The following is a 25,173-nucleotide window of genomic DNA, read 5'->3' on the forward strand; positions in this document are numbered from 1 at the left end:
AGGCTAACACTGCATAATTTCAGCCCAAAAGCGTTTGGCTTCCAAGTTTTCACAACTGATAAAAAAATCCGACCCACATCTGCGGAATGTGGGTTATAAGTAATAACTTATATGCGGTCATGCTTCGCCCTCTTCAAAAACCAGATGCACCCGATCTCAGAGCTCACAATGACCAAAAGCAATTTCCTCCGTGGCCTCAGATTCATTCCTTCGCAGGCTTAGGACGGGATCGACAATTTCAAAGCTCAAAAAAAACCCATGACAAACTCTAATGGAGAATTCAAGCCTACCCTAGGACTGGTAGGCATTACGATTAACGCGATGGCGCTGATTGCACCGGGCGCTTTTCTGTGGACGACTTACCAATTGCAAGCCCCGCCGGATTCTGCTAAAAATATGTGGGCTGCGATCGCCCTAGCAACTGCGATCGCCCTGCTGACAGCAAGCTGTTATGCAACGCTTTCTAAAGCTTACCCCGAAGCAGGTGCCGGCAGTTCCTATTACTATGCAGAAGCAGCAATCTTAGCGAAACAGGAACACAAACACTTTCGTTTGGCGCGTTTGGCAAAGTTTGTAACCGGCTGGGCTGCACATTTGTACTACTGGGTGTACCCCGGCATCATGATTAGCTTTATGGGAACGCTTGTCGTTTACATCGGGCAGTTGTTTAACCCTGATTTTGCAGCGGATTGGTTCAGCAAAACCTTAATTTGCTTTATCTTCACTGGGCTGGTGGGCTTTATTGCCCTCCAGGGCGTTACCGGTTCTACGCTGATTAATATCATCATCAATATTGTGCAAATTAGCTCTCTCACCTTCCTGGGATTGTTGATGATTGTTTACCGATTAGGTCATCCGAATGTGAATTATGAACACGCAAATGCTTTTAGCGTTGTGATGCCTCATGATTTATCGGGATTGATTTACCAAGCGACGATCGCAATTCTGTTACTTGTCGGATTTGAATCGGCAACAGCGATGGCTGGTGAGGCCATTAATCCTCAGCGCGATATTCCTCGCGGTGTTATTCTCTCTTTATTTATTCAGGCTTGTATCTGTTATTTCTTCGAGTATTTCGCGGCTAATTTTTTCATTGGCGACCAATATACTGCAACTGTTGATGGCAAAACTGTAACGGGATTTGCCGCTGCATTATCGTCGGGTGCGCCGATCGGCGATATCGCGAAAATTTTGGGAGATACGCTACTATTTGGTAACGGATTTCTGCTGCAAATTACGATCGCCAGCACAGTCGTCATGGCATTGATCGGGACAGCGCTATCGTCGCTGTCAACGGGTGTTCGGATCAGTTATGCCATGGGGAGCGATCGGGAATTACCCGCCGTATTCGGCTTTTTACACGGGCGTTACAATACGCCTCACATCGGAATTTACTTTCTAACTGGACTTTCCGCTTTGATTGGGGCTTATGCGGTGCAGAGTGTGGATAACGTGACGATCGTTACGTTAGTGTCTAACATTGGCACGTTTATGCTCTACGGAATTACCTGTGGAGTAACGTTAGTTGCTACCCTAGAGCATTTGCTAGATGAGGAACACAACCCAATCAAAACTGTTGTGATTCCCGTTTTGGGTTTGGTCACGAATTTACTTATGGTTTGTGGCATTTTTTACTACGGTTTGACTGGAACTGGTAATGCCAAAACTAATTCTATGACTGCGATCGGCATTTCTGTTGCCTTCTTTTTTGCCGGATTTGCTTACCTGATTGGAGACAGCTTGATCAAAGGCAAACCTCTGTTTTTGCCGTCGGATATTAATCATCCCCTGCGCGATAACACCTCTGCATCTAAATCTCCATAGTTAAACAGTTGACCTGTGGTAGGGGCGGTGCCCCCGTGCCCGCCCTCTTAGCTGCCGATTGAGGGCGGGGGATGCTATACCCAAGATATTTGGTAATTGAAATCTATGCAATTAGTTCTTGCGATTATCCAGCCTGCTAAATTGGATTCCATCAAGGAAGCCTTAGTCAAACTTGGTATTCAAGGAATGACTGTCACAGGCGCAAAAGGATTCGGACGGCAAAAAGGGAAACCGCTTGCTTTTTTGGGACTCTTAGATATGGAAGGCAAACCTTTTACGGTTGACTTTCTGCCGAAAGTCAGAATTGAAATTGTCGTGAACGACGATATGGTTGATGCGGTTGTCGATACGATTGTGACAACGGCGAAAACAGGAACTGTCGGAGATGGCAAATTGTTTGTGATTCCGGTAAGCCGAACAGTTCGCATTCGCACAGGCGAAGAAAACGAAGCTGCTTTGACAATCGAAGAACCTGCAACTTTGAGCGATTCCTGGAAAAAATAATGATTCAATCTTTGTTGCTTTTTGTGTTAGCTGGAGTATGCGAAATTGGCGGTGGCTATTTATTTTGGCTGTGGTTGCGCGAAGGCAAAAGCCCTTGGTTAGCCGTAATTGGGATGGTTATTTTAGGGGTTTACGGAGTGGTGCCAACGCTGCAACCGGCTACTTTTGGGCGAGCATATGCGGCTTACGGGGGTGTGTTTATTGTGTTGTCAATTCTGTGGGGCTGGATTGTCGATCGCATTGCTCCTGATAAGTACGATTTACTCGGAGGGTGGATTGCTTTGCTGGGCGTTTTGGTGATTATGTATGCGCCTCGCCGTTAGTTAGCATGATTCGGCATCATTTGGAATGATTCGGCGGTTGAAACCGCTTCTTGTCATACGAAGTCTGCCTCCGCAGACTAAGAGATCGCGGGTTGAAGTTCAGCCACGATCTCTTTTTTGTCAGCTTTTGCTGACAATCAGCTTTTTTCATGCTTGCTTTTTCAAAAAATGTGTTAAATAGTAGTTAAAGATACAGAAAATAATTAAATTATTAGAAATAAACCATGTTTAATACGATTTTGAGCCAGCAGCGACAAGTCCTCGGAACCTTTTCTAGCCGTGAAGACGCAGGACAGGCTCTGGATTGTCTGGTGTTTTCAGGCTTTCCGCTAGCGCAGGTGTTCTTGCTGGGGCAAAGGTGCGAGGAACAGCAAAATTCTTTAAACCTTCCCTCAGAGTCGTTTGGAGCGATCGCAGGCACTGCAACTGGTCTGAAAAAAGGAATGTTTCTGGGCAATTTGGTGGGGGGTGCCACCGGGCTACTGTTAGGAGTGGGACTCCTTGCCCTTCCCGGTGTGGGTCAAGTATTGCTGTCTGGGGCGATCGGCTTTACGCTGTTGAGTGGCGGAATTGGCACGGCTGCGGGTGGATTGATGGGAGCTTTAATTGGATTGGGGCTGACTTCAGAGCAAGCTAAAGCCTATCAGCAGCAGATTTCTCAGGGCAGTGTTTTACTAATCGTAGAAGGCAGCGGACAAGAGGTCGATCGGGCTAAATACTTGCTCGCAAAATCGGCAGTCTAAACTTTAAGAATATCGGGTAAAAATCGAAGTATGACAGCAGTAAGAACCAAGAAGGAAGAAAGAAGGAAGATGAAATACAAAGACGAATCAACCCGAAATAATAAAGCATATTCTATGTAGATGTGGTACACACAATCTTGTCGTAAGTAAGGTGCGTCGCCACCAGTAAATCAGCAAATTATCCAAGATATCGGAGCGACGCACCCTACAAATTAACAGCACACAATATATCTGCTACTGTACTTCATGAATCTGGAATAGGCTGTATCAGTATAGGTGGCAATTTCTTACAAGCTCAGTGGCTTGAGCCTAGAGTTACTGACCGCATTTACAGGGGAATCTGATTGCTTCAGGCGATAGCCCATACTGTGAACTGTCTCAATTAAATCTTCAGCAGCTCCCGCAGCTTTGAGTTTTTGACGCAAACCTCTGATGTGAACCTTGACAGTATTTTCTTCTGGTGGAGATTCCAACGACCAGACGTGTTCGATCATGACACTTCGACTGAGAACACGGCGACCATTTCGCAACAGAAGTTCCAGAAGCGCGTATTCTTTGGGCGTGAGATGGAGTGGGGTGTATCTATAGCTAACTTCATAGGTACTGGGGTTGAGGCGAATTTCTTCCCATTCTAAAATCGGCCCAGAAGTGCTACTACCTCGACGCAATAAGGCTCGAATCCGAGCAAATAGTTTTTGCAAGTCCACGGGTTTGACTACATAATCATCAGCCCCAGCATCAAGCCCATTAATTTCATCACTGAGGGTGTCACGGGCTGTGATCATCAGGACAGGCATAGTATAGCCGTGAGATCGCAATCGATGGCAGAGACTAATTCCATCAAGTTCTGGTAACATCAAATCTAGCAGCAGCAAATCATAGTTGAGCATCTTTGCTTGATGCCATCCAGATTCCCCATCGGTAACTATATCAACAACATAGCGCTGGTCTGTCAAGGCTTCTGCCAACGTTTCTGCAAGGCGCAGATCGTCTTCAACCAAGAGAATCCTCATAATCAAGAGGCTGGGGGAAAGTACAAAGCCACTTATTGACTTTTAGACAAGATTGAGTTAGCGAACCAGAGCGCTCTAACACCAATAGGGCTAGGGCGATCGCCATGCTGGCTCCTCAACATCTTATTCGCATTTGGGCCCCAAATTTTACCGATTTGCGATCGAGATGTCAACAAGTTTTGACCCAAGGGAAGCTCAGAAACCATTGGCCAAAGCTTTCTTAACAAATATTGCCAAAAATCACGATTTATTACTTATTGAGAATCTTTCCGATTTCTTTACCATTTTCTGACTCATTTCTTTACTTGTTATATGTAATTGTAGGTGGGATCGGCACTTGGATGGGGTCAATTCTCCCACCCACTTGATAGTTAATTTGGGAGATTAGTGTTAAATGGCTTTTGGACCAGCTTCAAGATTGGGAGTGAGCCTGTTTGATGAAACCCCACCAATAGAGCGGGTTACAGGTAACTCCAATGAAGACCTTGAAACCATCATTCAGGCAGTATACCGACAAGTTTTGGGAAATGCCTACGTCATGGAGAGCGAACGCCTCACCGTTTGTGAGTCGCAGTTTAAACGCGATGAACTGACGGTACGGGAGTTTGTGCGTCGGGTTGCAAAGTCTGACTTGTATCGATCGCGATTTTTCGATAGTTGTGCTCGCTATCGGGCGATCGAACTCAACTTCAGACATCTACTTGGTCGCCCTCCGCTGGATCTCGAAGAAATGCGGAGCAAAAGTACCATTCTGGATACCAAGGGCTTTGAGGCTGAGATCGATTCTTATCTCGATAGCGATGAATACCAGAATACTTTTGGAGATGACATTGTTCCCTACATCCGGGGATACAAAACCGAAGCTTGTCAAAGCATGGTGCAGTTTACCCATACCTTCGAGTTGGTGCGAGGTGCTTGTAGCAGCAGCTTGAAGGGAAATCTGGCTGGTAAGAGTCCGCGTTTGAATTCCCTAGTAATTCAGGGCACGCCAACCGCCGTAATTTCTCCAGCCAGCAGCGGATCGACATTCCGCAATCCATCCGGTAGCGCTCGGACTCGTCATGGCGCTGGATCGGATGAAAACGGAAAAGTCTATCGCATTGAAGTTACCGGCTATCGCGCCAATGTGGTGAATCGGATTTCCAAGTTTCGCCGCAGCAACCAAGTTTACCTGGTGTCGTTTAACGAGCTATCCGAAACCTATCAACGGATTCACAAACAAGGTGGGACGATCGCTAGTATCACCCCTGTCTAGTTGAAAGTCGATCAATTTTAGATTTTAGATTTTAGATTTTAGATTTTAGATTGAAGAATTATTCGGGGCTTGTAATGAGAATTCGGAGCTTTGCTTCAATCAACAATCAACAATCAATCATCAAAAATCAACAATCATTCCGGTACAACTGGAATTGATATAAGCCGTGTATTGCTGACATATTGAACCATTCTCAATTAACCTTTTACGAACAGGCTCTCCGGTCTGTTCCACAAGAAATCCACTCTTTGTGGAACAGGCCGGAGAGCCTGTTGCTGAAAATGGTGCAAGATTTCAGCTACTACCAACTATTATCTGTAAAGGAGATTAATTGCAATGGCAGATTCGACAAAATGTGAACTGTGGCCAACCAGCGGTGTAGATGAGGTGCAAGCTGTGATTCGCGCCGTCTACAAGCAGGTTTTGGGCAATCCCCACGTGATGGAAAGCGAGCGCTTGGTAACTGCGGAATCTCAATTGTGCGATCGCAGCATCTCCGTGCGTGAATTTGTCCGATTGGTTGCTAAATCTGATTTTTATAGCACTCGCTATTTTCAAAAGTGCGCTCCCTATCGATTTGTAGAACTCAATTTCCTGCACCTGCTAGGTCGTGCACCACAAGATCAAACAGAAATTTCTGAACACATTATCCGCTGTGTTGAGCAAGGCTACGGTGCCGAAATTGACTCCTATATCGACAGCGACGAGTATCAAACCGCTTTTGGTGAAAACGTTGTTCCCTACTACCGAGGCAGAAGCAGCGAAGCAAATACCAAGCAAGTAGGTTACAATCGGATGTCGCTGCTCGATCGGGGTTTCGCCCAAATCGACAGTGCCGTCAAAGCATCTCAGTTAGTTTACGCCGTTGCTACCAACAGCGCTAACGCCATCAAGCCCTCAACCAGTCGAGGAGGCGCTTATGTCGCAACCGAAAAGATGTTCAAAATTGTGGTAACAGGGTCTAAGTTCGATCGACCTCGGCGCCTCAGTAACACGACATACATTGTGGCAGGAGACAATATGACTCCGCAAATTCAGCGGATCAATCGCACCTCTGGCAAAATTGTCAGCATCACTGAGATTCTCTAAATCCAACAAAAACAAGAAGTTTAATAGATGGATTTAAGTCATATTTAGAGGGTTTTTCTGGCTTCTCTAATTAGATTCAGCTATCTCTAAATTTCTAGCAACAATTGGATAGAAATTGAGATTATATCAGTTTCTCAAAATAATTGTACAATCTACATCTTTGGGTCGATATTCTACAATCAACCTACTGTTATTACTGTATAATTTGGGATAACTGGTATTCCCTCATTTTGAGAATATTAAGTATCTCCCGAATTGGAGGATGCCCGATTCGGGAGAATGCCAACTCTATTAATAAACTAGCTGGAGAAAATTTAATTTGAAATCCTCATCACGTTTTTGCGATCGACCATGATTCTCTATACTCCAATACTTAAGACAGTTTGTTTAAAGCCTCTGTAAGTTTGACAGTACCAGCCCTGCAATTTTTAAATTTTTTTCTGCGTTGCCATTAAAAACAAACTTGGAAAAAATAGTTCACAATAGATCCAGCCTAGGTTTCATGTACTCGATTAGCACCTAAAACTGTCCGAAGTATTGATACTCAATCATATTAGAATGTTGCCACCACAAGCCCAAAAAAAGTTGCAATGCTGGATTCGCAGCCGTCATTTAATTTGTTCTGGCAATTTTTACATCTTTGAAACTATAGACTATAGCGCTATTGAGCGATTTACCGAGTCGATTACGGCTTTAGGAGGAACATTAATCTCGGTTCAGCCGATCGACAAAATTTGGATGGGCGATCACCGTCAAGTCATTCTATATCGTGCCAAAGCCAGTTTGCATACGCCTTGTCACAACCTCAAGCAATACTGGTTTAAATATGGTAGTTTCCAGACTAGGTTCGATCCAAGCTCTTGATCTGGCTGATACTGGTTAGCATGGTTGTAGCATTGTTGTTGTCTGTTGGTGGCATCCTGATTTTCATAGGAATTATCCAACCATTTTCTATGCTAAGTAACATTTTTCTAGTTGCGATCGGCGTTTTAGTTGTGGTAGTAATTTGCCCCTGCTTCAAACAGGAAGTAGCCCGACGACAAACAGCCGAAGGGGTGCTGCGCCAACAAACCGATCGCGAACGGTTAGTCAATCAAATTGCTCAACACATCCGACAATCCCTGGATTTAGACCACGTGCTAGAAACCACGGTAGCAGATGTGCAACGCTTTCTGGAAGCCGATCGCGTTCTCATTTACCGCCTGTGGCCAGACGGAACGGGCAGCGCCATTAACGAAGCCGTTTTACCCCCTTACCCCGTCATTTTAGGAACATCCTTTCCACCAGAAGTGTTTCCCAGCGAGTACCATGAGGCTTATTCTCTGGGAAAAACCCGCCTCATAGAAAATATTGAAGAAGCCGATCTCGAAACTTGTCTGACTGATTTTCTCCAACAATTTGGAGTCATAGCAAAATTGGTTGTCCCCATCGTCCAAGAAAATCGGCAGGTTGAGGGGAATCCTTCTGTACCCTATCTTTGGGGGTTATTGATTGCTCACCAGTGCGATCGCCCGCGCATCTGGGAAACCTGGGAATTGGAGTTAATGCAGCAACTAGCGACGCAGGTGGCGATCGCCATTCAACAGTCAGAATTATACCAACAGCTTCAACAACTCAACGCCGAACTAGAACAGCGCGTCCAACAACGTACCGAAGAATTAGCTGAAGCCAACGTCGCTCTACGAGACGAAATTGGCGAACGACAGCGCACCGAAGTAGAACTGCGCCACACCAACCACACCCTAAAAACCCTGATTAGCGCCTCTCCTCGCGCTATCTTCACGCTGGATATAGAAGGGTACGTCAAAATTTGGAATCCTGCCGCCGAACAGATGTTTGGTTGGACTGAAGCAGAAGTCATCAACCATCCCAACCCAATTTTTATCGACGATCCATTAGAAAATTATTCCACTCTCCGCAGCAATCTCCTGCAAGGAATCACATATAGTGTCGAACTGCGCCGCCACAAAAAAGACGGAAGTGCGATCGACATTATCTTCTCCGCTGCTCCTTTAAAGAATAGTGAGAATCAGATTGAGGGCATTGTCGCAGTGATTGCCGACATTACCGAACAAAAGCAACAGGAAGAACAGGTGCGACTCCTCCAATCAGTTGTTGTTAACACAAATGATGGCGTCGTAATTACCGAAGCGGAAGCGATCGATGAAGTTGGTCTTCGCATCATCTATGTCAATGAAGCATTTACCCAGATTACAGGATATAGCCTAGAAGAAGTTTTGGGTAAAACACCCCGGATTTTGCAGGGTAAAAAAACCGATAGCACAGAATTAGACAAAATTCGGATAGCACTTTCGCGTTGGGAATCTGTCACCGTTGAAGTGATTAATTATCGGAAAAATGGCTCCGAATATTGGAATGAATTTAGTATTGTTCCTGTTGGCGATCGCACGGGTTGGTATACTCACTGGATCGCCATCCAGCGAGACACCACCGAACGAAAACAAGCAGAACAAGCCCTGCGACATAGCGAAGAACGGTTTCGATCGCTCATTGAAAATGCTCTAGACATCATTATGATTCTAGATACAGATGGTACGATCGGCTATGTCAGTCCTTCTGTGGAAAAAGTCTTAGGGTATTTAGTATCTGAACTCGTGGGGAAAAAAATATTTGAGCCAATTCACCCAGATGATTTTACCACTACTTATCAAAGTCTCACCAATACTTGGCAAAGTGCAGAACTCAACCGTCCCATTGAATTCCGCTATCGGCACAAAGATAATTCTTGGCGAACCTTGGAAGCGATTAGCCAGCCTTTTATAAACAATGCAGCCACCACACAAATTATCGTCAATACTCGTGACATCACCGAACGAAAACGACTGGACGAAATTCGGTTAGCCCTGGAGCGCGAAAAAGAACTGAGTATTCTGAAAACCCGTTTTTTTTCAATGGCATCCCATGAATTTCGCACTCCACTCAGTACGGCTTTAGCAGCAGCTCAAATTCTAGAAAACAGCCCAGACGAATGGAATGACTCCCAAAAGCGACTGAGAAACCTGCACCGAATTCAGGATTCTGTAAGGAATATGGTGCAATTGCTCGACGATATTTTAACCATCAATCGCGCCGAAACTGGGAAACTAGAATTTAATCCAAAATTTTTGGTTTTGGACAAATTTTGCGAACAATTTGTGGAAGAAATGCGGCTCAGCGCTGGCAGTCAGTATACCATCACCTTTACCTGTGAAGGAAATCCAATTCCCGTTTGCTTGGATGAAAAATTGTTGCGATCGATTCTGTCCAACGTATTATCCAATGCGATTAAGTATTCGCCTAAGGGAGGTAATGTGCATCTTGGTTTAGAGTTTCAGTTGCATCAGGTGCTACTCCAGGTTTGCGATCGAGGAATTGGCATTTTTCCAGAAGATATAAAGCAGTTGTTTGAGCCATTTCACCGAGGTAAGAATGTCCGAACTATCCCTGGTACGGGATTGGGATTGATCGTGGTTAAAAAGTGCGTTGACTTGCATCAAGGTAGTATTGAGATTACCAGTGAAGTTGGTATTGGTACAACTTGTGTGGTGACACTTCCGCTGGTATTATAAAACTATCAATAGGTCAAGGTATGTTGTTGCGCTTCAGCGCTCTTTCCTAATATTTGTAAAGAGCGCCCAAGCGCAACTACGTACCTAATTTGTCTGACTACAATAAAACCGTCCTTTCTGGATAGGATATATACAACTACTAATAGGCTAAGGTATGTAGTTGCGCTTCAGCGCTCTTTCCTAATATTTGCAAAGAGTGCCAAGCGCAACAACGTACCTAATTTGTGTGACTGCAATAAAACCCTCCTGTCAGGATAGGATATATAAAACTACCAATAGGTCAAGGTATGTAGTTGCGCTTTAGCGCTCTTTCCTAAGATTAGCAAAGAGCGCTGAAGCGCAACAACGTACCTAATAAGGAATGAAAATTAAATAACTTACAGTTTTTATTGTTCTTGTGGGATGGGCGTCCCGCCCGTCCCGAAAAGACGGGCGGGACGCCCATCCCACAAACTTGTGTAAGTTATTAAATGGCCGGCTGGGGCTTCGAGCTTGACTGGTGGGGTAGCTTTGAGATCGTCGAAGAGGGCTTTTTCTTCACGAGCAATTGCATTGTAATCATTCACTTTCTGCTTGTAAATATCGAATTGCTCTTGAAAAGCAGCAACGCGCTCCTGCTGTTCGCGCACTCCATCGTTAAATTCTTGCACTTTTTGATTGTAATCAGATTTTTTTTGTTCAAACTGAAACACCTTTTCTGGAGAGCCGTTACCCTGTCGGTAAGATTCTTCAGCTTGTTCCTTAAAACGCATTAAATCCAATTGCAACGCATCTAGATTGCGTTTCTTCGATCCGAGTTCGAGATTGTGCTCTTTGATTGTTTGCTTGGTTTGTGCGAGACTTGCTTCTAAGGTCTCAATTTCAGGTTTGAGTTGCTGGGATTTCTCATCTAATTTTCGCACAATCTCTTGAGACAGATCGGCTAACTTTACCACTTGTTGGCGATCGCGAAAGTAACGCTGATAGTATTGTTCGAGTTCGACATCGCCGAGATAGCCGAGCTCTGTCCCCAGATACGAGTGCAATTCGTTAACATACAAAGCTATATCCTTTTGCTGGTATTGCTTCAATATGCTAGACAAGCGATCGTTTTTGATTTGCAAAGCAGCTTGTTTGAGTTGGGGTGTTAGCTTGTCGCGATCCGATGGACTGAGGCGAGTGTAAGCGGCATGGAGCATTTCATGGGCTGCTGTCACTTCCATCACGCCTTGAAATCGATCGTCTGTAACCGACTGAATCGCGATTTTGCCCGATTTACCGTTGGTGAAATAGCACCCAAAGATAATTAAGGTATCCTTCACCTTTTCTTTTGTTTGACAGATTTTAAAGAAGGTTTGCTTGGGTTCGATGGTTGGAGTTTGCCGGTAGAAAATTTGTTGCGCTTCCCGCGTCATGGTGGTGGCGGTGGCGAGACGTTCGATTGCTGCTGAAGGTGGCGCTACACCAATCCACTCGTCAAGCTGCGAATTTAAGACAATCCTAGAGATGGCCACAACTAGCACAATTATCCAGAAGTTCTGCGATCGAAATAAGTTTTTTATCGACCATTTTATATTCATAAAAATTTTGGTAAATCCATTTCTTTAAAAACTGCTAGGCGCAGATAACGCTGGTAGGTTAGTGACTCGGTGGAGGCGCTAATTTGAGTTTTTATTTGGGAATGTAGGATGCAAATTCATCGGAGCGCTACAGTTGAATTACAATTTTACCATTGAGTTACACCAGACGACCGATCGATCTGCCTTTCTTGTTCAAGAAAAGATGTCAAATGGGTTCTGTAGCCTTTCTCAGGTAGATGAGGTACAATGTGACCAACCCGACTGGACATGATATGAGTCGCGATCGCACAACTCGATCTGCAAGATACTGCTACAATCGTTAGCAGCATTGAACCGATCGATAAACTCATTGCTAATTTGGGCGATCGCACCAGAATCTTCATCTATATTACAGATGATACCTAGCACGACACTAACTAGATTTTGCCTTCTCCGAATTCCAGGCCAAGGTCTGACAGAAATATTTAGTTTTTGCTCTAAATCGATCGCTAATCCAATTATGTGACCTTCAATCCAGCCGCCGCATTTTTCTAAATTACCAACTTCTGCACTACTTACCGTCAATACTAAAAACGCATTTGATTGTTCCAGTAAATCAACGGACTCAAATAGAGTTGTCCAAGTGGTATTTCCCGCCAATACTTCCGACGCAATTTCTGCACCGCGACCCAATTCGCGGCGCAATATTTCTGCGGTCGATCGCGTGACATTTCTGGTACTGTTTTGACAAGGTGCGATCGATGTAATTACAGGCAACCATTCCCGCGATTTTTGTACTTGATACTGTGTTCCGGCTTCAGTTAATGCTATTGGTTGAGTCCAATCGTGTTGGCTGAGGATTTGGAAAAAATGAGCAAGTAATATATCTAGGTTTAAGTGTTCGCTATGAATAGAACTCCAAGCTGTCAGTAATGCCCAAGAAAAATTACCGAGAAATCCCCAAGCATTACCGTGAATCTGACGTGCTTTCGCCCAGGTTCGCACCGCCCTTAACAAGTTTATAAATAAATCCCAGGACAAATGTTGGCTGACTGTATCTACCATTAAATCCGCTTCCAAAGCACCTACTACGGCACTCCAACTGACGGCATCAAAAAATGGTCTAGCCTCTTGAGATAATGGTTCAATTATCTGGAATTGTCCGAGGGTTGTGGCAGAGAGTAAATCGACTGCCACTCCTTCTATTTCCATTCTCAATACTGGTACTCTCCCCGATTTTACCAGTTGGGAGCAATAGCACAATCCTGCTAATCTAGTTTGTACCTGTTTGAGGAATGTTTCTCCTGTTAAAGGGGCAGGAATTATACAAAGTAAATCTAAATCGCTGTGGCTGCTTTGTATGCCGATCCGCGCCGATCCAATTTGCTGTAATAATGGTTGGTAGCCTAAACATTCTTGACAGGCTTGGGTGACGATCGACTGAATTAGTTCTTGATGCAGTGTCTGTGTTTGGCTTAGTTTTGGATCGAGTTGGTTGATTATTTGTATTAGTGATAAGTTAGACTCATTTTCTCGTGTTTTTGCGCCGGGATTTTCTGGGGGAGTTGCCGATTTTAAAGGTATCCGATATCTAATCTCGAATGGTTCGTTATCGCGACGGCTAATTAGGGCGATCGAGTCTACTTGAAATTTGACTGGATGCCATTGGGAAAGTTCGGTTTTGGCGACTTCGGTTGTGTCAAATTGACCTACAGTTAAATGGGGTGTGAATCCGTTAGCTGATTTGCTACTTTGTTCATCACATTGCGGAAATATTTGTTGAAGTATTGCTTGTAATTGATGCAGTGGATCGGCAGGTTGAGGAATCGGATTTAACCATGCCGTACAGCTAGAAGAGTGCGTGAAAGTTTCAAAGTTTGATAAAGTTATAGTAAATGGTTCTAGTTTTGTCAGTGCTTGGGTAATGGCTGCTGCTGCTTCTGAAAAATATGATTCTGGCAGAAAACCATATATTATATTGATATGAGGCATCCAACGATGAAATTGCCGATCGCAACGGCGGCGAATACTTTGAATTGCAGGTAAAATGTCATCCGGTGGAATGATGACAACTGCACTTTTATAGACAGGTGAGATGGTTTGCAAACAGGTGATGGATTCTAGTTGGGTGAGGAGACCAAAATGATCTGAGGGATAGATTTTTCCTTCTGTATCTGGTATGGGATTGCAGGCAAATAATTCTATTTGACGAGATATCCAATCTCGGTTCTGACTCCGTAACATCATCCTATCTAACCGTCCCGCAAGTCCAGTTAGACTCATTAATGCTGCCAAAGGATTAGCCTGGGGATGGAAAGTGTATCCCGGATCTTCGGGATGCAGTGTTTGCCAAAGATCGATAAAATTGTTTGTCGTTAATATCTCTGCTGGTTCGTTGTCTTTGGCATTGAAATCGCCAACAATTAGACAATCTCCCGGCTGTGAGTTTAGGTATTCTAGCAAGATATTAAGTTGCTTATACCTGACTTTTTCAGAATTTTTATTGTAATCGCTGGTGAAATGGACGGCGGCGACATTGAGAGTTTTACTATTCAGCAACCACTTTCCTACTAATACCCGCTTCCGTGGCGAGTAGCGATATTCTACTAAAGTAAATGGCAATCGCGATAGCACTAATAAACCGTGCCATTCCAGCGTTTCGCCTTGGGGAGATTCGGAGATATGATAAGCCTGAACCCAATCCTCAGCTAATAATTTTTCTAATAAACGCGGTGTTACTTCTTGAAGGGCGATAATATCGGCATCACACTGACGCAGATGCTCTATAATTATCGGAATTCGCTGGGCTGTCTCGGTAAGTTCTGACTCGTAGAGATCTGATAATACGTTATAACTGACAATTTTTAATCTGGTTATCGTTACCGACTCTAAGGGCAAATTCCTGGCTTGCCAATTTTGTTGATTGTATTGGTAAATAGATCTAGTCGGGAAGTCTTTCACAAAGGTGGGATTTGATTGTTGAGGATCGATTTGCAGTTGCTGGTTTGCCGATTCTATATTTTCCGTGGCGACAACCCATGCCGCGACTGGTAATTCTCCAGTAGTAAACAAGTCTACCAGCCGATCGCGATCCCAAACAATTGTTTCCCCACATTTAACATAACGAATCCGATGCCAGGGAATATCGCCATCGACTGCCCATTCTGACAAAGGCTTTTCCCGCATATTACCAGAAATGCGATCGCTAAAACCAAGGCTAAAGGCACGATGGTCTAAACGACTATCCCATAAAATGCGATCGTAAATCTCGCGGATTGTCGCCATTTTGGGTTTTGGGGACTTTGGCTGTGACATGGCATGATGCGGTTATAGTTACGCGTATAACACGAATATAACTATATTGTACTACACGAAAAAGGCGATCGTGTCGGGTGCGATGGGTGTCGATAAGGTAGCTTATTCCCATTTCCCATTGAAGGTTCGTAGTGTGGACTTTAGTCCGCAACATACTGCGGACTAAAGTCCACACTACGAACAATTTTTGTTATGTTAATCGACCGGACTTGATATTACAGGCAATTATTAACTTGAAAAAATTGAAAGGGGATGATAATGCCTATCAGCTTCGGATTGGTGACTATCGAATAGGTTTTTATTTTGATGGCGAAACTGTTACTTTTGCCAGGGTGCTTCACCGGAAAGATATTTATCGCTACTTTCCACCATAAAACTGTTTTCACTCTGACAGAACGTTTTAGGTAACTTCTCCTTGTCCTTTGAAGTAGTAGATTAATGTATTTGTATCCGATTAGTTCCACAGGCGATCGCCCCTTACGACAAAAAGTGCGATCGCCATTTTCAACTACTAACCAGAAATCACCTGGTTCAGCAAATGAGCCTGAGAACCCTCAAGACGAGGGCCGTGAATCTGCACCACCATTGAAGCCAAATAATTGCCCCAACGAGCCGCTTTTTCAGCGCTCAAACCATTAGTAATTCCAAACAAAACACCGCCTGCAAAAGCATCGCCAGCACCCACAGTATCGATCGCCTTTACGGGAAATCCAGCCACATCTACAATCTGTTTGTTTTCCACCACCATGCAGCCTTTGTCCCCATTTGTGATAAAAGCCAAATCCGAAATCTCGCTCATCTTGCGAGCGCACTCTTCCAGAGATTCCTCCTTGAAAAAGCTCCGAACTTCGTCAGAGTTGCAAAAAATGACATCGCAATATTCCGAAACCACCTTGTGAAAATCATCCGCAAATCGATCGACCAAAAAGCCATCCGAAAAAGTAAAAGCCACCTTCACACCCAGACGCTTAGACTGTTCCATCGTCTCAATACTAGCCTTTCTGGGCTCGGTCGCATCCCAAAGATAGCCCTCAACATAACTGTACTTGCAATGAGACAGGCGATCGACATCAATATCAGTCGCCGCCAGAGTAGTAGAAACCCCCAAATTAGTACACAGCGTGCGTTCCGCATCCGGCGTAGTCAGCACGACACAAGTACCCGTGGGCCCATTCGACTCAGTAGCAGGATGCACATTAAAATCAATCCCAGCCTCCAGCAAATCTTGGCGGTAAAATTCGCCGTTAGTATCCTTAGCAACCTTCCCCGAATAATAGCCTTTACCGCCACTCTGAGCCAAACCAATCATCGTATTTGCCGCAGAACCCCCCGATCGCATTTGCAGCGAATTGTGTTCCAAATCGTGCAAAATTCCCCCCTGTGTTTCCGAATTCATCAGCGTCATTGCGCCGCGATTCAGCCCGTGCTTGACCACAAAATCATCTTCGACTAATGCTAGGATGTCTACAAGGGCATTGCCCACGCCAAACACATCTACGGAACCGGATTCTGGATTGTTTTCTGTCATCACTAATTTTTGGTTTACACTAACTATCAACTCTATAATAAATCGGATGAAAGTCAATATCCTTGCATCCCCAAATCCAAATCCTCAATCCCCAATCCCCAATCCCCAATCTAAAAATCCCCAATCCCCAATCTAAAAATCCTCAATCCAAAATCTAAAATCTAAAATCCAAAATCGATATGACTTCTCTCCCACCTCTGATTCAGCAGATGTTGCAGCCCGGGTTTTACCCGCACGGGGTGACAGAACCAGTGCAACTAATTCAGACTCACATTTCCTTTGTCCTGCTGACTGGAGATTATACTTACAAAATCAAGAAACCAGTCGATTTTGGCTTTTTGGACTATTCGACTGTGGAGAAACGGCAGCATTTCTGCATCCAAGAATTGGAAATGAACCGACGCACAGCACCGGAAATTTATCTCGAAGTTTTGCCAATTATTCAAAGTGGCGATGCGTTTCAATTTGGCAGTAATTCACCAGATGTAAATCCCACCCAAGTTGCTGTAGAATACGCGCTTAAAATGCGGCAGTTTCCTCAAGATTCACTGTTGCTCAGTTTGTTGGAACACGGACTATTGACCGAGCAAATTATGGCAGACTTAGGGCGCGAAGTTGCTAGGTTTCACAGCACGGCAGTTAGTAATAGCTACATTCGCAAATTTGGCGAAGTCACTCAGATTCGTACAGCAATAGATAACAACTACCGGATTTCCCAAAAATATATCGGCGGGCCGCAGACTGCGAGTCAATATCGGGAAACTAAAGATTATACTGATGCGTTTTTTGATGAAAATCAAGACTTGTTCGAGCGACGGATTGCTAACAATAAAATTCGCGAGTGTCACGGAGATTTGCACTTGCGGAACATCGCTTGGTGGCAAGATAAAATATTGCTGTTTGACTGCATTGAATTTAACGAGCATTTTCGCTTTGTGGATGTCATGTACGATATTGCTTTCACAGTCATGGATTTGGAATCGCGGGGGCGCAGAGATTTAGGCAATGTTTTTCTCAATACTTATGTCGAACAAACAGGCGATTGGGAAGGACTGCAAGTGCTGCCGCTGTATTTGAGCCGTCAAGCTTATGTGAGAGCAAAAGTAACTTCGTTAATGTTGGACGATGAAGCGGTTTCTACTAATGAAAAAGCACAGATTTCACAGAGTGCCGCTCATTACTACAAACTGGCTTGGGAATACACAAAGCCGCGCTCGGGAAAGTTAACTTTGATGTCTGGTTTGTCTGGTTCTGGGAAAAGTACAGCGGCTCGATATTTGGCCCGCCACACTGGGGCGATTCACATTAGATCCGATGCTGTTCGCAAACATTTAGGGGGAATTCCTTTAAATGAACGCGGTGGTCAAGATTTGTACTCGGATGAGATGACGGCACGGACTTATGGTAGATTGTTAGAGTTGGGGATAATGCTGGCTGACCGAGGTTGGGATGTGATTTTAGATGCTAAGTTCGATCGCCAAAACTGGAGAACCGATGCGATGAATCTGGCTCAATCCCACGGCTTGCCCCTGCAAATCGTTTACTGCACCGCACCAATGGCAGTATTGCGACAACGACTGCAACAGCGCAGAGGCGATATTGCCGACGCCACAGCAGAACTATTGACCTCGCAGCAAGCAGAAGCAGAACCTTTTACACAATTAGAGCAAATTTCTCTAAACGTTGTAGATACCGCACAAGACTTAGATGTACAATTAAATTTGATTTGTGGGAAGTAGTTGGAGTGCGATCGCCCGCGATGAATTTCATTCTCTGCTAATATTGTCAATATCTTTCTGTATTATTACAAAAATAACTTGCAGCTCATGGCAAAATTTAACGGAGACTCCAAGGGGTTTAACCCCGCGCTGATCTGGTTCGTGTTGTTTACCGTTGGGTTTCGCTTAGTAGGATGTAGTCTGCCCGTGAGTATTGGCCTTGGTGTCCTCGGCGGCGTGGCAGCAGGCTTAATGGTCGCTTGGTGGCACAATGAACTACTACTCAACCCGAATACACGTTCCAAGGAGAAAACCTCGGATGCTATCCTCAATAAAGAAGTCGTGGAAGTAGACGGGCATAAATACAAAACCTCCCGGCGTGAGCCTACTTCATTCTTTGACTGGCTATCAGAGCCTGAGGATCGTCGCTAGCACCGATTTGTTTTTAGTATTGAGTTTTGAGCTTTAATTTTAACAGTGTAAACTTCAAAACTCAATCATAAAAATTAAACTTTTAGACCAAAATAGTTAGCAGATCCCTGCCACTCCCAAGCTTGCCTATTTTAAAAATATAGCGGTTCTCAGAAAGATGAAGTACGTTGTTGGGCTTTAGCCCTCTGAGTTTATCTGAGTTTAGTGGTTATATAAGCTGTCAGTCATACCTCATCTTTTTGAGAAAAGCCATATCTGCGTTTATCTCGGTACATCTGCCTTTAATCTGTGGTTTTCGTATTAATAAAATCTTGGCAATAACTCTACCAATGCCCAATGCCCAATGCCCAATTCCCAATTCCCAATTCCGAATTCCCGCTAACGAGCAATTTTAATTACTTCCTGAATGTTTGTATTTCTGTCTAAACTTTTACCGCTGTTTATTTATCCTTTGGGGTTCAGTTGCCTGTTAATGATGGCGGCTTTAATCGTGCTTTGGAAGCATCCCAAATGGGCGGCAGCACCAATGGCTGGGGCTCTAATTATTTTACTGCTTGGGAGTAGCGGTTGGGTGTCAAAATCGTTAGTGCGATCGCTCGAATGGCAAAATTTACCAACCGCCGAGTTCCCTCAAGCTGAAGCGATTATCGTGTTGGGTGGCGGTGTGAAAGCAGGACTAGCGCCCCGCCCTTGGGTAGAATTGGGGGAAGCGGGCGATCGAATTATCTACGCTTCCCGGCTTTACCGTCAAGGCAAAGCTCCCCTGTTAGTGCTCAGCGGCGGTAGAGTAGATTGGAAAGGTGAGGGCTCTCCCGAATCGGCAGATATGGCAGAAATTGCCCAAACAATGGGCATACCGGCATCAGCAATTCTGCAAGATCCCGATTCCCACAACACCTATCAAAATGCCGTCAACGTGCGGCAAATCTTAGACGCAAAAAACATCAAAAAGCCCGTTTTGCTAGTGACATCGGCGATGCACATGACTCGATCCCTCTTGATTTTTCAGCGCCAGGGAATAAAAGTAATCCCAGCACCAACAGATTTTCAGATAACCCAGCAGGATATCGCCACATCTCAAAGCAACGGGCTAGCATTCGCCCTCGACTTATTGCCGGATACCTATTATCTACACCAATCTACTAAAGCTCTAAAAGAATACATCGGCTTAATCGTATATCGCCTGCGGGGATGGCTTTAATGGATTTTAGATTCTGGATTTTGGATTTGGGATTGCAGAATTTTAACTAATATCAAGCAAGAACAATCAATGCAACAATATTGATGATGATTCTTGTGGGATGGGCGTCCCGCCCGTCCTCTCTGGACGGGCGGGACGCCCATCCCACGAACTTCTGTAAATTATTTAATTTGCGATCCTAAAAATCTACCCAGCGACGCACCAGCACGACAATCTCTGAATAAACCAACTCAACGCACGATTTTTTATAAATCTTATAAATTCTAAAATCCCAAATCTAAAATTCGAGGATTTAATGTGTTAACTTAAAGTAATCACACCAAATATTTGCCACAGTCGCCCCCAAACAATTATGTTGCCCCACGAGCTACAAAACATTGTCCCAGAACCGACTCCAACGGCTGAAATTTTTCAGAGACATCAAGTTGTCCGTGAGTTTTATGACGAAGTTAAATACCGTCAAGAATTTGAGCTTTATTGCCAGTGGTATTATGCTACAGCCAAGCAGCACCAACAAGAATTGCAGAAAATGCAGGGAGATTTTAATATATTCGCTTGGTTCCGTCGCGGACATACTCCGGGCACGTAAAAGCGCGGGGATTCTAAGGTCAAACTGCGATTGCATGGCCTGTCTAACATCACCTAACTCGGGCGGTTGATGCCAAGAAAAACAAGCAAGTTATTCTTGGCAGGGTTTTCATCCTGTCCATCGATCGGATCTGGCCTCGGCGGTAGCCGTTTTCAACAAATATCCCTATTTCAACTGCTCGAATAAATACCTCTTTCTTGCAGTTGCTGAATAAAAAACTCTTCCAAAGAAGGCTTAGCCAAATTCATCCCAATTAGCTGCCCTCCCATCACGCTCAAATTAGCAATAAAGTCCTTCGGATGTCCCTGCAAATGACCGTACCATAAATCATTATCAACTTCCATATCCGGTATCCATTTTTGCAGAATATTCAAATGGCCACCCTTACCTTGAACTCGGTAAGTTTTAGTATTACCCAAAAGTTCATCGATCGCACCAACACAGATTAACTCACCGCGAGCCAAAATTGCCACCCGATCGCAAATCTTCTCCACATCCGAGAGTACGTGCGAATTAAAAAAAATCGTTTTCCCTTGATTTTTCAGCGATAAAATTATCTCCCGCATCTGATAGCGCCCCATCGGATCTAAACCAGACATCGGTTCGTCCAAAAATACTACATCGGGATTGTTAATCAAAGCTTGAGCCATGCCGATCCGTTGCAGCATTCCCTTAGAATACTGGCGCAACTGTTTTTTAATTGCCGCCGATTGAGCTAGCCCAACTAAATCTAGTAAATGCGGAATTCGCTGCCGCTGAATCGAGGGGGGGATTTGAAATAAGCCCGCCGCAAATTGCAAAAATTCCCAGCCCGTGAGATAATCGTAAAAATAGGGATTTTCTGGCAAATAGCCGACTCGTTGCTTCACAGTGCGATCGCCCAAAGGCTTCCCCAACAACAGCGCCCTGCCAGAAGTCGGCCGCACTATCCCCAGCAAAGTCTTCAGCAGCGTAGTTTTCCCCGCTCCATTCTGCCCTAACAGCCCGAAAGTTTCCCCCTCAGAGACGGTCAGAGTGCAATTTTTGAGCGATTCAATCTTTTCGTTCATCCAGAAGCCGGTACGGTAGAACTTCCCCAGATTAAATGTTTGCACCACTGGGGTAGCCCCGGGCATCTGGGTGGGAGTTGGCGCATCTATAACAGGTTCCATTTTCGTCATATAAATAAGTAGCACCTGATTATATTCTATTGCATAAGTCCCTTAATAATTGCTCCATTTAATGTTAAACTAATATTAGCTGCACTTAAAATATTCTGAATATGGAACGTTCAAAAATTATTGCTATTATCACCGGCGTCATTTCTGTAATCCTAGCAGTTGCCTACCTGCTGCTCGTCACTCTCCTCGACTTCCGAGGCGAAATGGTTCCCGCACCTCAAAGTCAGTTGCCAGTATCGCTGCAAGTTCAGCAATTGGCTACAGTCAATCAGACTTTGCCCTCATATTAGTTATTGGTTATTGGTTATTGGTTATTGGTTATTGGTTATGGCAATAATAACTAACAACCAACAACTGCCAACTGCCAACTGCCAACTGCCAACTGCCAACTGCCAACTGCCAACTGCCAACTAACAACTAACAACTAACTAATACACATGAATTGCTTTCATCATGTGATATGCAACTAGCAACTGCGTCAAAGCTAGCGGGTAACTTTGCAAAACTTCGCCAGTTGTGCCGATTAGTTTGCCAATTTCCGGGTTGCCTTGGGCACTGCAAAATCCCCGCAGGTGGGGCATTTCGTTGCACAAAATCTTTTCCAGTTCGTTTACTTGTTCGCTCGTAGCGTGGGAGTCTACTTCTAAAACATCTACTGGTTTCCCCATATCGCGATCGAGTCCCAAACGAATGGCCGGTTTAAAACTATCGCTGCCTTGAGCTAAAATCTCAGTAAAATCAGGGTGAGGAATTGTTGGTCTCAGGACTAAACGCACGCTCAAATTTGATTCTTTGTCGGCTTCTGGCGGGTAAAAACTAACTACAACATCGGCAAATTTGCGCTGGGGGCGAATATAATTTTCTGAATCCGGTTCCCGCTTTTCCATTTCTGCAAGTACCTGTTCTTCAGTATAACCGCGCTTCATAATATCGCGCTTAACTTTCCACTGAGTTCGCAACTCTTCTGGGGGAGCAAGATACACTTTGACATCGTAAGAATCGCGGATGGTTCGGGTTGAGTAACCCAGCAAACCTTCAACTATTACAAATTTTTCTGGCTTGATGTATTCCGGGGGATCGAATGTACCTGAGTGGTGGTTGTATATGGGTTTGAGAATTGCTTGACCTGTACGCAGCAGGCTGAGGTGCTGCTGCATGATGTCGAGGTAATTGCAGTCGGGATGCAGTGCTGTGAGCCCGATTTCGGCGCGCTGCTGTCTGTCATACCTATGATAGTCGTCTGTGCAAATCACAGTGACATTTTCTGGCCCCAATACTTGGGCAATTCCCCGCGTCAGGGTGGTTTTGCCTGCTGCGCTGTCTCCGACAATACCGAGAATGATTGGTCGATCGCTCATTGTTGTTACCCCGACGGACAATAGCAAATTTTTTCTTAATCTTAAATCTTATCAAAATTGTACTCGATCCGATCGCTAATCGCATGGTTTGACTTGCTCCCTTCCCGAGTTTCCCCATGTGTAAAATTATTGTATTATTTCTTAATAAAATGTGGCACCAGAGACTCAGGGATGATATGACGAAAAAATCACGCCCATTTCTCGATCGCCCGCCATGTCGATCGTACTTTTAAATCCAGCTATACTAAGAATTTCGGGAAAATTAGCCCCGCCAACTGTGCCAGTAAGTCCATGAGTGTAGTGTAAATTGCAACAGCGGTGGGAATAGTGCGATATGTTTGTTTTCAAAACGAGTACCAAGCAGTCAATCAACTTACCAGTCAATCAATCTACATGGAGGGCGATCGAATTTACCCACAACATGAAGTTTTTGGCAAAGCTTTTGTTGTGCCTGACAAATTAGTATACATTTGAGTCAAGGAGGCATTCGTACATCAAAAATAGGGCCAATCGCTCTTTCTCCCTGCTTCAACAAGTAGTTTCATGAAAAAAAAGATTTCGATGCACCGTGCGTAAGTTTTGAATTTAAACCAATCTTATAGCGGTTCTCAAAAAAGTGAGGTATGCCCGATGCCCGATGCCCTATCCCCGATGCCCATGAGTACCTCATCTTTCTGAGAAAGGCTATAAGTTTAACTAACTTCCTAGCAAGCTGATGAATCAACTATCTTTTGAAAAATTCAGGGGCAGTATTTTAATTATTGACGACACTCTTAACAATTTAAGTTTACTGGAGCGAATCTTGTCGAAAAAAGGCTATGAAGTACGACTTGCATCTAGCGGCCAACGGGGACTCGAAGCTGTGGAGTTGACTCAACCTGACTTAATTTTGCTAGATATTATGATGCCTGGGATCGATGGCTATGAAGTTTGCAGTCGCTTGAAAGCTAGCGATCGCACTCGCGGCATTCCCATTATTTTTCTGAGTGCTTTGGTAGAAGTTTCTCATAAGGTGAAAGCCTTTAATATTGGCGGGGTGGATTACATTATTAAACCTTTTGAAGCAGTAGAAGTGCTAGCTAGGGTTGAAAATCAATTGCGGCTGCGGGAATTAGAACTGCAACTTACGCATAAAAATCAGATGTTGCAGCGGGAAATTGCTTCTCGGGAAGAGGCAGAAATTGAAACGCGGTTGCTCTTGGAAACAACCAAATTTCAGAAAGAAGAAATTGAAGAATTGCTCTTAAATATTTTGCCTAAACCGATTGCCGATCGCTTGCAGGAAGGACAAAGCATAATTGCTGACAGCTTTTCGGATGTCAGCGTTTTATTCGCTGATTTGGTGGGATTTACAAATTTTGCATCTCAAAAAAGTGCGGCAGAAACGGTGAAAGTTCTCAATCAAATTTTTAGTCAATTCGATCGGTTATCGTTAGAGCACGGTTTAGAGAAAATCAAAACTATTGGTGATGCTTACATGGTAGTCGGCGGTTTGCCCCAACCGCAAGAAAATCACGCAGAGGCGATCGCCCAAATGGCACTCGATATGCAAGCTGCTCTCGCTAGCTTCAATCTCAAACACAATCAAACTTTTAGTCTCCGCATTGGGATAAATATTGGTGGGGTGGTGGCGGGAGTCATTGGTTTAACTAAATTTAGTTACGATTTGTGGGGGGATACAGTGAATGTTGCTCACCGGATGGAATCAAACGGTATTCCGGGAGAAATTCAGGTGACTGCTGCGGTTTATGAGCGTTTGAAAGATAATTTTTCCTTTAAAATGCGCGGTGCTGTTGAAATTAAAGGTAAAGGAGAAATGATGACTTATTTGTTGCTCGGGCGAAAGTAGTCAGTAGTCAGTAGTCAGTAGTCAGTAGTCAGTAGTTAGTAGGGGCGGTGCCCCCGTGCCCGCCCTCTTAGTAGTCAGTTGTCAGTTGTTATTTGTTGGTTGTTATTTGTTGGTTGTTATTTGTTGGTTGTCAGTTGTGAGTTGTTGGTGATAATTAATAACAAC

Annotated in this window: 21 protein-coding genes; 14 read left to right on the forward strand and 7 right to left on the reverse strand. The window is 44.3% G+C overall.

What is annotated here, in order from left to right; genetic code table 11:
* Positions 1–258: 258 nt before the first annotated feature.
* From JGK20_RS18110 to JGK20_RS18125, 4 genes are all read left to right on the forward strand, one after another.
* Entirely contained in the window at positions 259–1,824 is a 1,566-nt protein-coding gene (locus JGK20_RS18110) for an APC family permease (RefSeq protein WP_293224419.1), read from the forward strand.
* Positions 1,825–1,929: 105 nt separating this feature from the next.
* Entirely contained in the window at positions 1,930–2,328 is a 399-nt protein-coding gene (locus JGK20_RS18115) for a P-II family nitrogen regulator (protein WP_293224421.1), read from the forward strand.
* Positions 2,328–2,651 (forward strand): YnfA family protein, encoded by a 324-nt coding sequence (locus tag JGK20_RS18120; protein WP_293224423.1) that lies wholly within the window; start codon positions 2,328–2,330, stop codon positions 2,649–2,651. The genes JGK20_RS18115 and JGK20_RS18120 overlap by 1 nt, the downstream gene beginning before the upstream one ends.
* A gap of 224 nt (positions 2,652–2,875) precedes the next feature.
* Positions 2,876–3,394 carry a hypothetical protein gene (locus JGK20_RS18125; protein ID WP_293224425.1) on the forward strand — a complete coding sequence of 173 codons (519 nt, stop codon included), beginning with the start codon at positions 2,876–2,878 and terminating at the stop codon, positions 3,392–3,394.
* Between the two features lie 287 nt (positions 3,395–3,681).
* Here JGK20_RS18125 and JGK20_RS18130 read toward each other — a convergent pair whose 3' ends face one another.
* Positions 3,682–4,395, reverse strand: a complete 714-nt coding sequence (locus JGK20_RS18130; RefSeq protein ID WP_366039130.1) for a response regulator transcription factor — start codon at positions 4,393–4,395, stop codon at positions 3,682–3,684.
* Positions 4,396–4,801: 406 nt separating this feature from the next.
* Between JGK20_RS18130 and JGK20_RS18135 the strand changes: the two genes are divergently transcribed.
* From JGK20_RS18135 to JGK20_RS18150, 4 genes are all read left to right on the forward strand, one after another.
* Complete coding sequence (locus JGK20_RS18135) at positions 4,802–5,662, forward strand: phycobilisome linker polypeptide (protein WP_293182351.1); 861 nt, start codon at positions 4,802–4,804, stop codon at positions 5,660–5,662.
* A 336-nt stretch (positions 5,663–5,998) separates the two neighbouring features.
* Positions 5,999–6,751, forward strand: a complete 753-nt coding sequence (locus JGK20_RS18140; protein ID WP_293231642.1) for a phycobilisome rod-core linker polypeptide — start codon at positions 5,999–6,001, stop codon at positions 6,749–6,751.
* Between the two features lie 558 nt (positions 6,752–7,309).
* Positions 7,310–7,615, forward strand: coding sequence for a CpeR family transcriptional regulator (locus tag JGK20_RS18145; protein ID WP_293182355.1), 306 nt, complete (start codon positions 7,310–7,312; stop codon positions 7,613–7,615).
* 20 nt (positions 7,616–7,635) lie between these two features.
* Positions 7,636–10,320, forward strand: a complete 2,685-nt coding sequence (locus JGK20_RS18150; protein ID WP_293182357.1) for a PAS domain S-box protein — start codon at positions 7,636–7,638, stop codon at positions 10,318–10,320.
* Between the two features lie 386 nt (positions 10,321–10,706).
* Here JGK20_RS18150 and JGK20_RS18155 read toward each other — a convergent pair whose 3' ends face one another.
* The 3 genes from JGK20_RS18155 to JGK20_RS18170 all read right to left on the reverse strand — a co-directional run bounded on the left by JGK20_RS18155 (position 10,707) and on the right by JGK20_RS18170 (position 16,701).
* Complete coding sequence (locus JGK20_RS18155) at positions 10,707–11,879, reverse strand: hypothetical protein (RefSeq protein ID WP_293231645.1); 1,173 nt, start codon at positions 11,877–11,879, stop codon at positions 10,707–10,709.
* Positions 11,880–12,107: 228 nt separating this feature from the next.
* A complete protein-coding gene (locus JGK20_RS18160; protein WP_293182361.1) occupies positions 12,108–15,143 on the reverse strand; it encodes a poly(A) polymerase in 3,036 nt (1,011 codons plus the stop codon).
* A gap of 541 nt (positions 15,144–15,684) precedes the next feature.
* The gene (locus tag JGK20_RS18170; protein ID WP_293231648.1) at positions 15,685–16,701 is read right to left on the reverse strand and encodes an adenosine kinase; all 1,017 of its coding nucleotides are present in this window, start codon (positions 16,699–16,701) and stop codon (positions 15,685–15,687) included.
* Between the two features lie 179 nt (positions 16,702–16,880).
* Between JGK20_RS18170 and JGK20_RS18175 the strand changes: the two genes are divergently transcribed.
* The 4 genes from JGK20_RS18175 to JGK20_RS18190 all read left to right on the forward strand — a co-directional run bounded on the left by JGK20_RS18175 (position 16,881) and on the right by JGK20_RS18190 (position 20,641).
* Positions 16,881–18,440 carry a bifunctional aminoglycoside phosphotransferase/ATP-binding protein gene (locus JGK20_RS18175; RefSeq protein ID WP_293197110.1) on the forward strand — a complete coding sequence of 520 codons (1,560 nt, stop codon included), beginning with the start codon at positions 16,881–16,883 and terminating at the stop codon, positions 18,438–18,440.
* Positions 18,441–18,527: 87 nt separating this feature from the next.
* Positions 18,528–18,851: a hypothetical protein gene (locus tag JGK20_RS18180; protein WP_293156260.1), complete on the forward strand. Its 324-nt coding sequence runs from the start codon at positions 18,528–18,530 to the stop codon at positions 18,849–18,851.
* 406 nt (positions 18,852–19,257) lie between these two features.
* The gene (locus JGK20_RS18185; RefSeq protein WP_293190229.1) at positions 19,258–20,052 is read left to right on the forward strand and encodes a YdcF family protein; all 795 of its coding nucleotides are present in this window, start codon (positions 19,258–19,260) and stop codon (positions 20,050–20,052) included.
* A gap of 352 nt (positions 20,053–20,404) precedes the next feature.
* The gene (locus JGK20_RS18190; RefSeq protein WP_293156254.1) at positions 20,405–20,641 is read left to right on the forward strand and encodes a hypothetical protein; all 237 of its coding nucleotides are present in this window, start codon (positions 20,405–20,407) and stop codon (positions 20,639–20,641) included.
* A gap of 170 nt (positions 20,642–20,811) precedes the next feature.
* Here JGK20_RS18190 and JGK20_RS18195 read toward each other — a convergent pair whose 3' ends face one another.
* Positions 20,812–21,792, reverse strand: coding sequence for an ABC transporter ATP-binding protein (locus tag JGK20_RS18195; RefSeq protein ID WP_293231663.1), 981 nt, complete (start codon positions 21,790–21,792; stop codon positions 20,812–20,814).
* 110 nt (positions 21,793–21,902) lie between these two features.
* Here JGK20_RS18195 and JGK20_RS18200 point away from each other — a divergent pair, with 110 nt between their 5' ends.
* Complete coding sequence (locus JGK20_RS18200) at positions 21,903–22,091, forward strand: hypothetical protein (RefSeq protein WP_293231650.1); 189 nt, start codon at positions 21,903–21,905, stop codon at positions 22,089–22,091.
* Between the two features lie 138 nt (positions 22,092–22,229).
* Here the strand turns inward: JGK20_RS18200 and JGK20_RS18205 are convergent, their stop codons facing one another.
* Together JGK20_RS18205 and JGK20_RS18210 are read right to left on the reverse strand one after the other, a co-directional pair.
* Positions 22,230–23,159 carry a phosphoribulokinase gene (locus JGK20_RS18205; protein ID WP_293197109.1) on the reverse strand — a complete coding sequence of 310 codons (930 nt, stop codon included), beginning with the start codon at positions 23,157–23,159 and terminating at the stop codon, positions 22,230–22,232.
* A gap of 165 nt (positions 23,160–23,324) precedes the next feature.
* The gene (locus JGK20_RS18210) at positions 23,325–23,507 is read right to left on the reverse strand and encodes a hypothetical protein (protein WP_293182375.1); all 183 of its coding nucleotides are present in this window, start codon (positions 23,505–23,507) and stop codon (positions 23,325–23,327) included.
* 367 nt (positions 23,508–23,874) lie between these two features.
* Here JGK20_RS18210 and JGK20_RS18215 point away from each other — a divergent pair, with 367 nt between their 5' ends.
* Positions 23,875–25,008, forward strand: a complete 1,134-nt coding sequence (locus JGK20_RS18215) for an adenylate/guanylate cyclase domain-containing protein (protein ID WP_293182377.1) — start codon at positions 23,875–23,877, stop codon at positions 25,006–25,008.
* Positions 25,009–25,173: the final 165 nt, after the last annotated feature.

It is taken from the genome of Microcoleus sp. PH2017_05_CCC_O_A, assembly GCF_020738785.1.
GTDB lineage: Bacteria > Cyanobacteriota > Cyanobacteriia > Cyanobacteriales > Microcoleaceae > Microcoleus.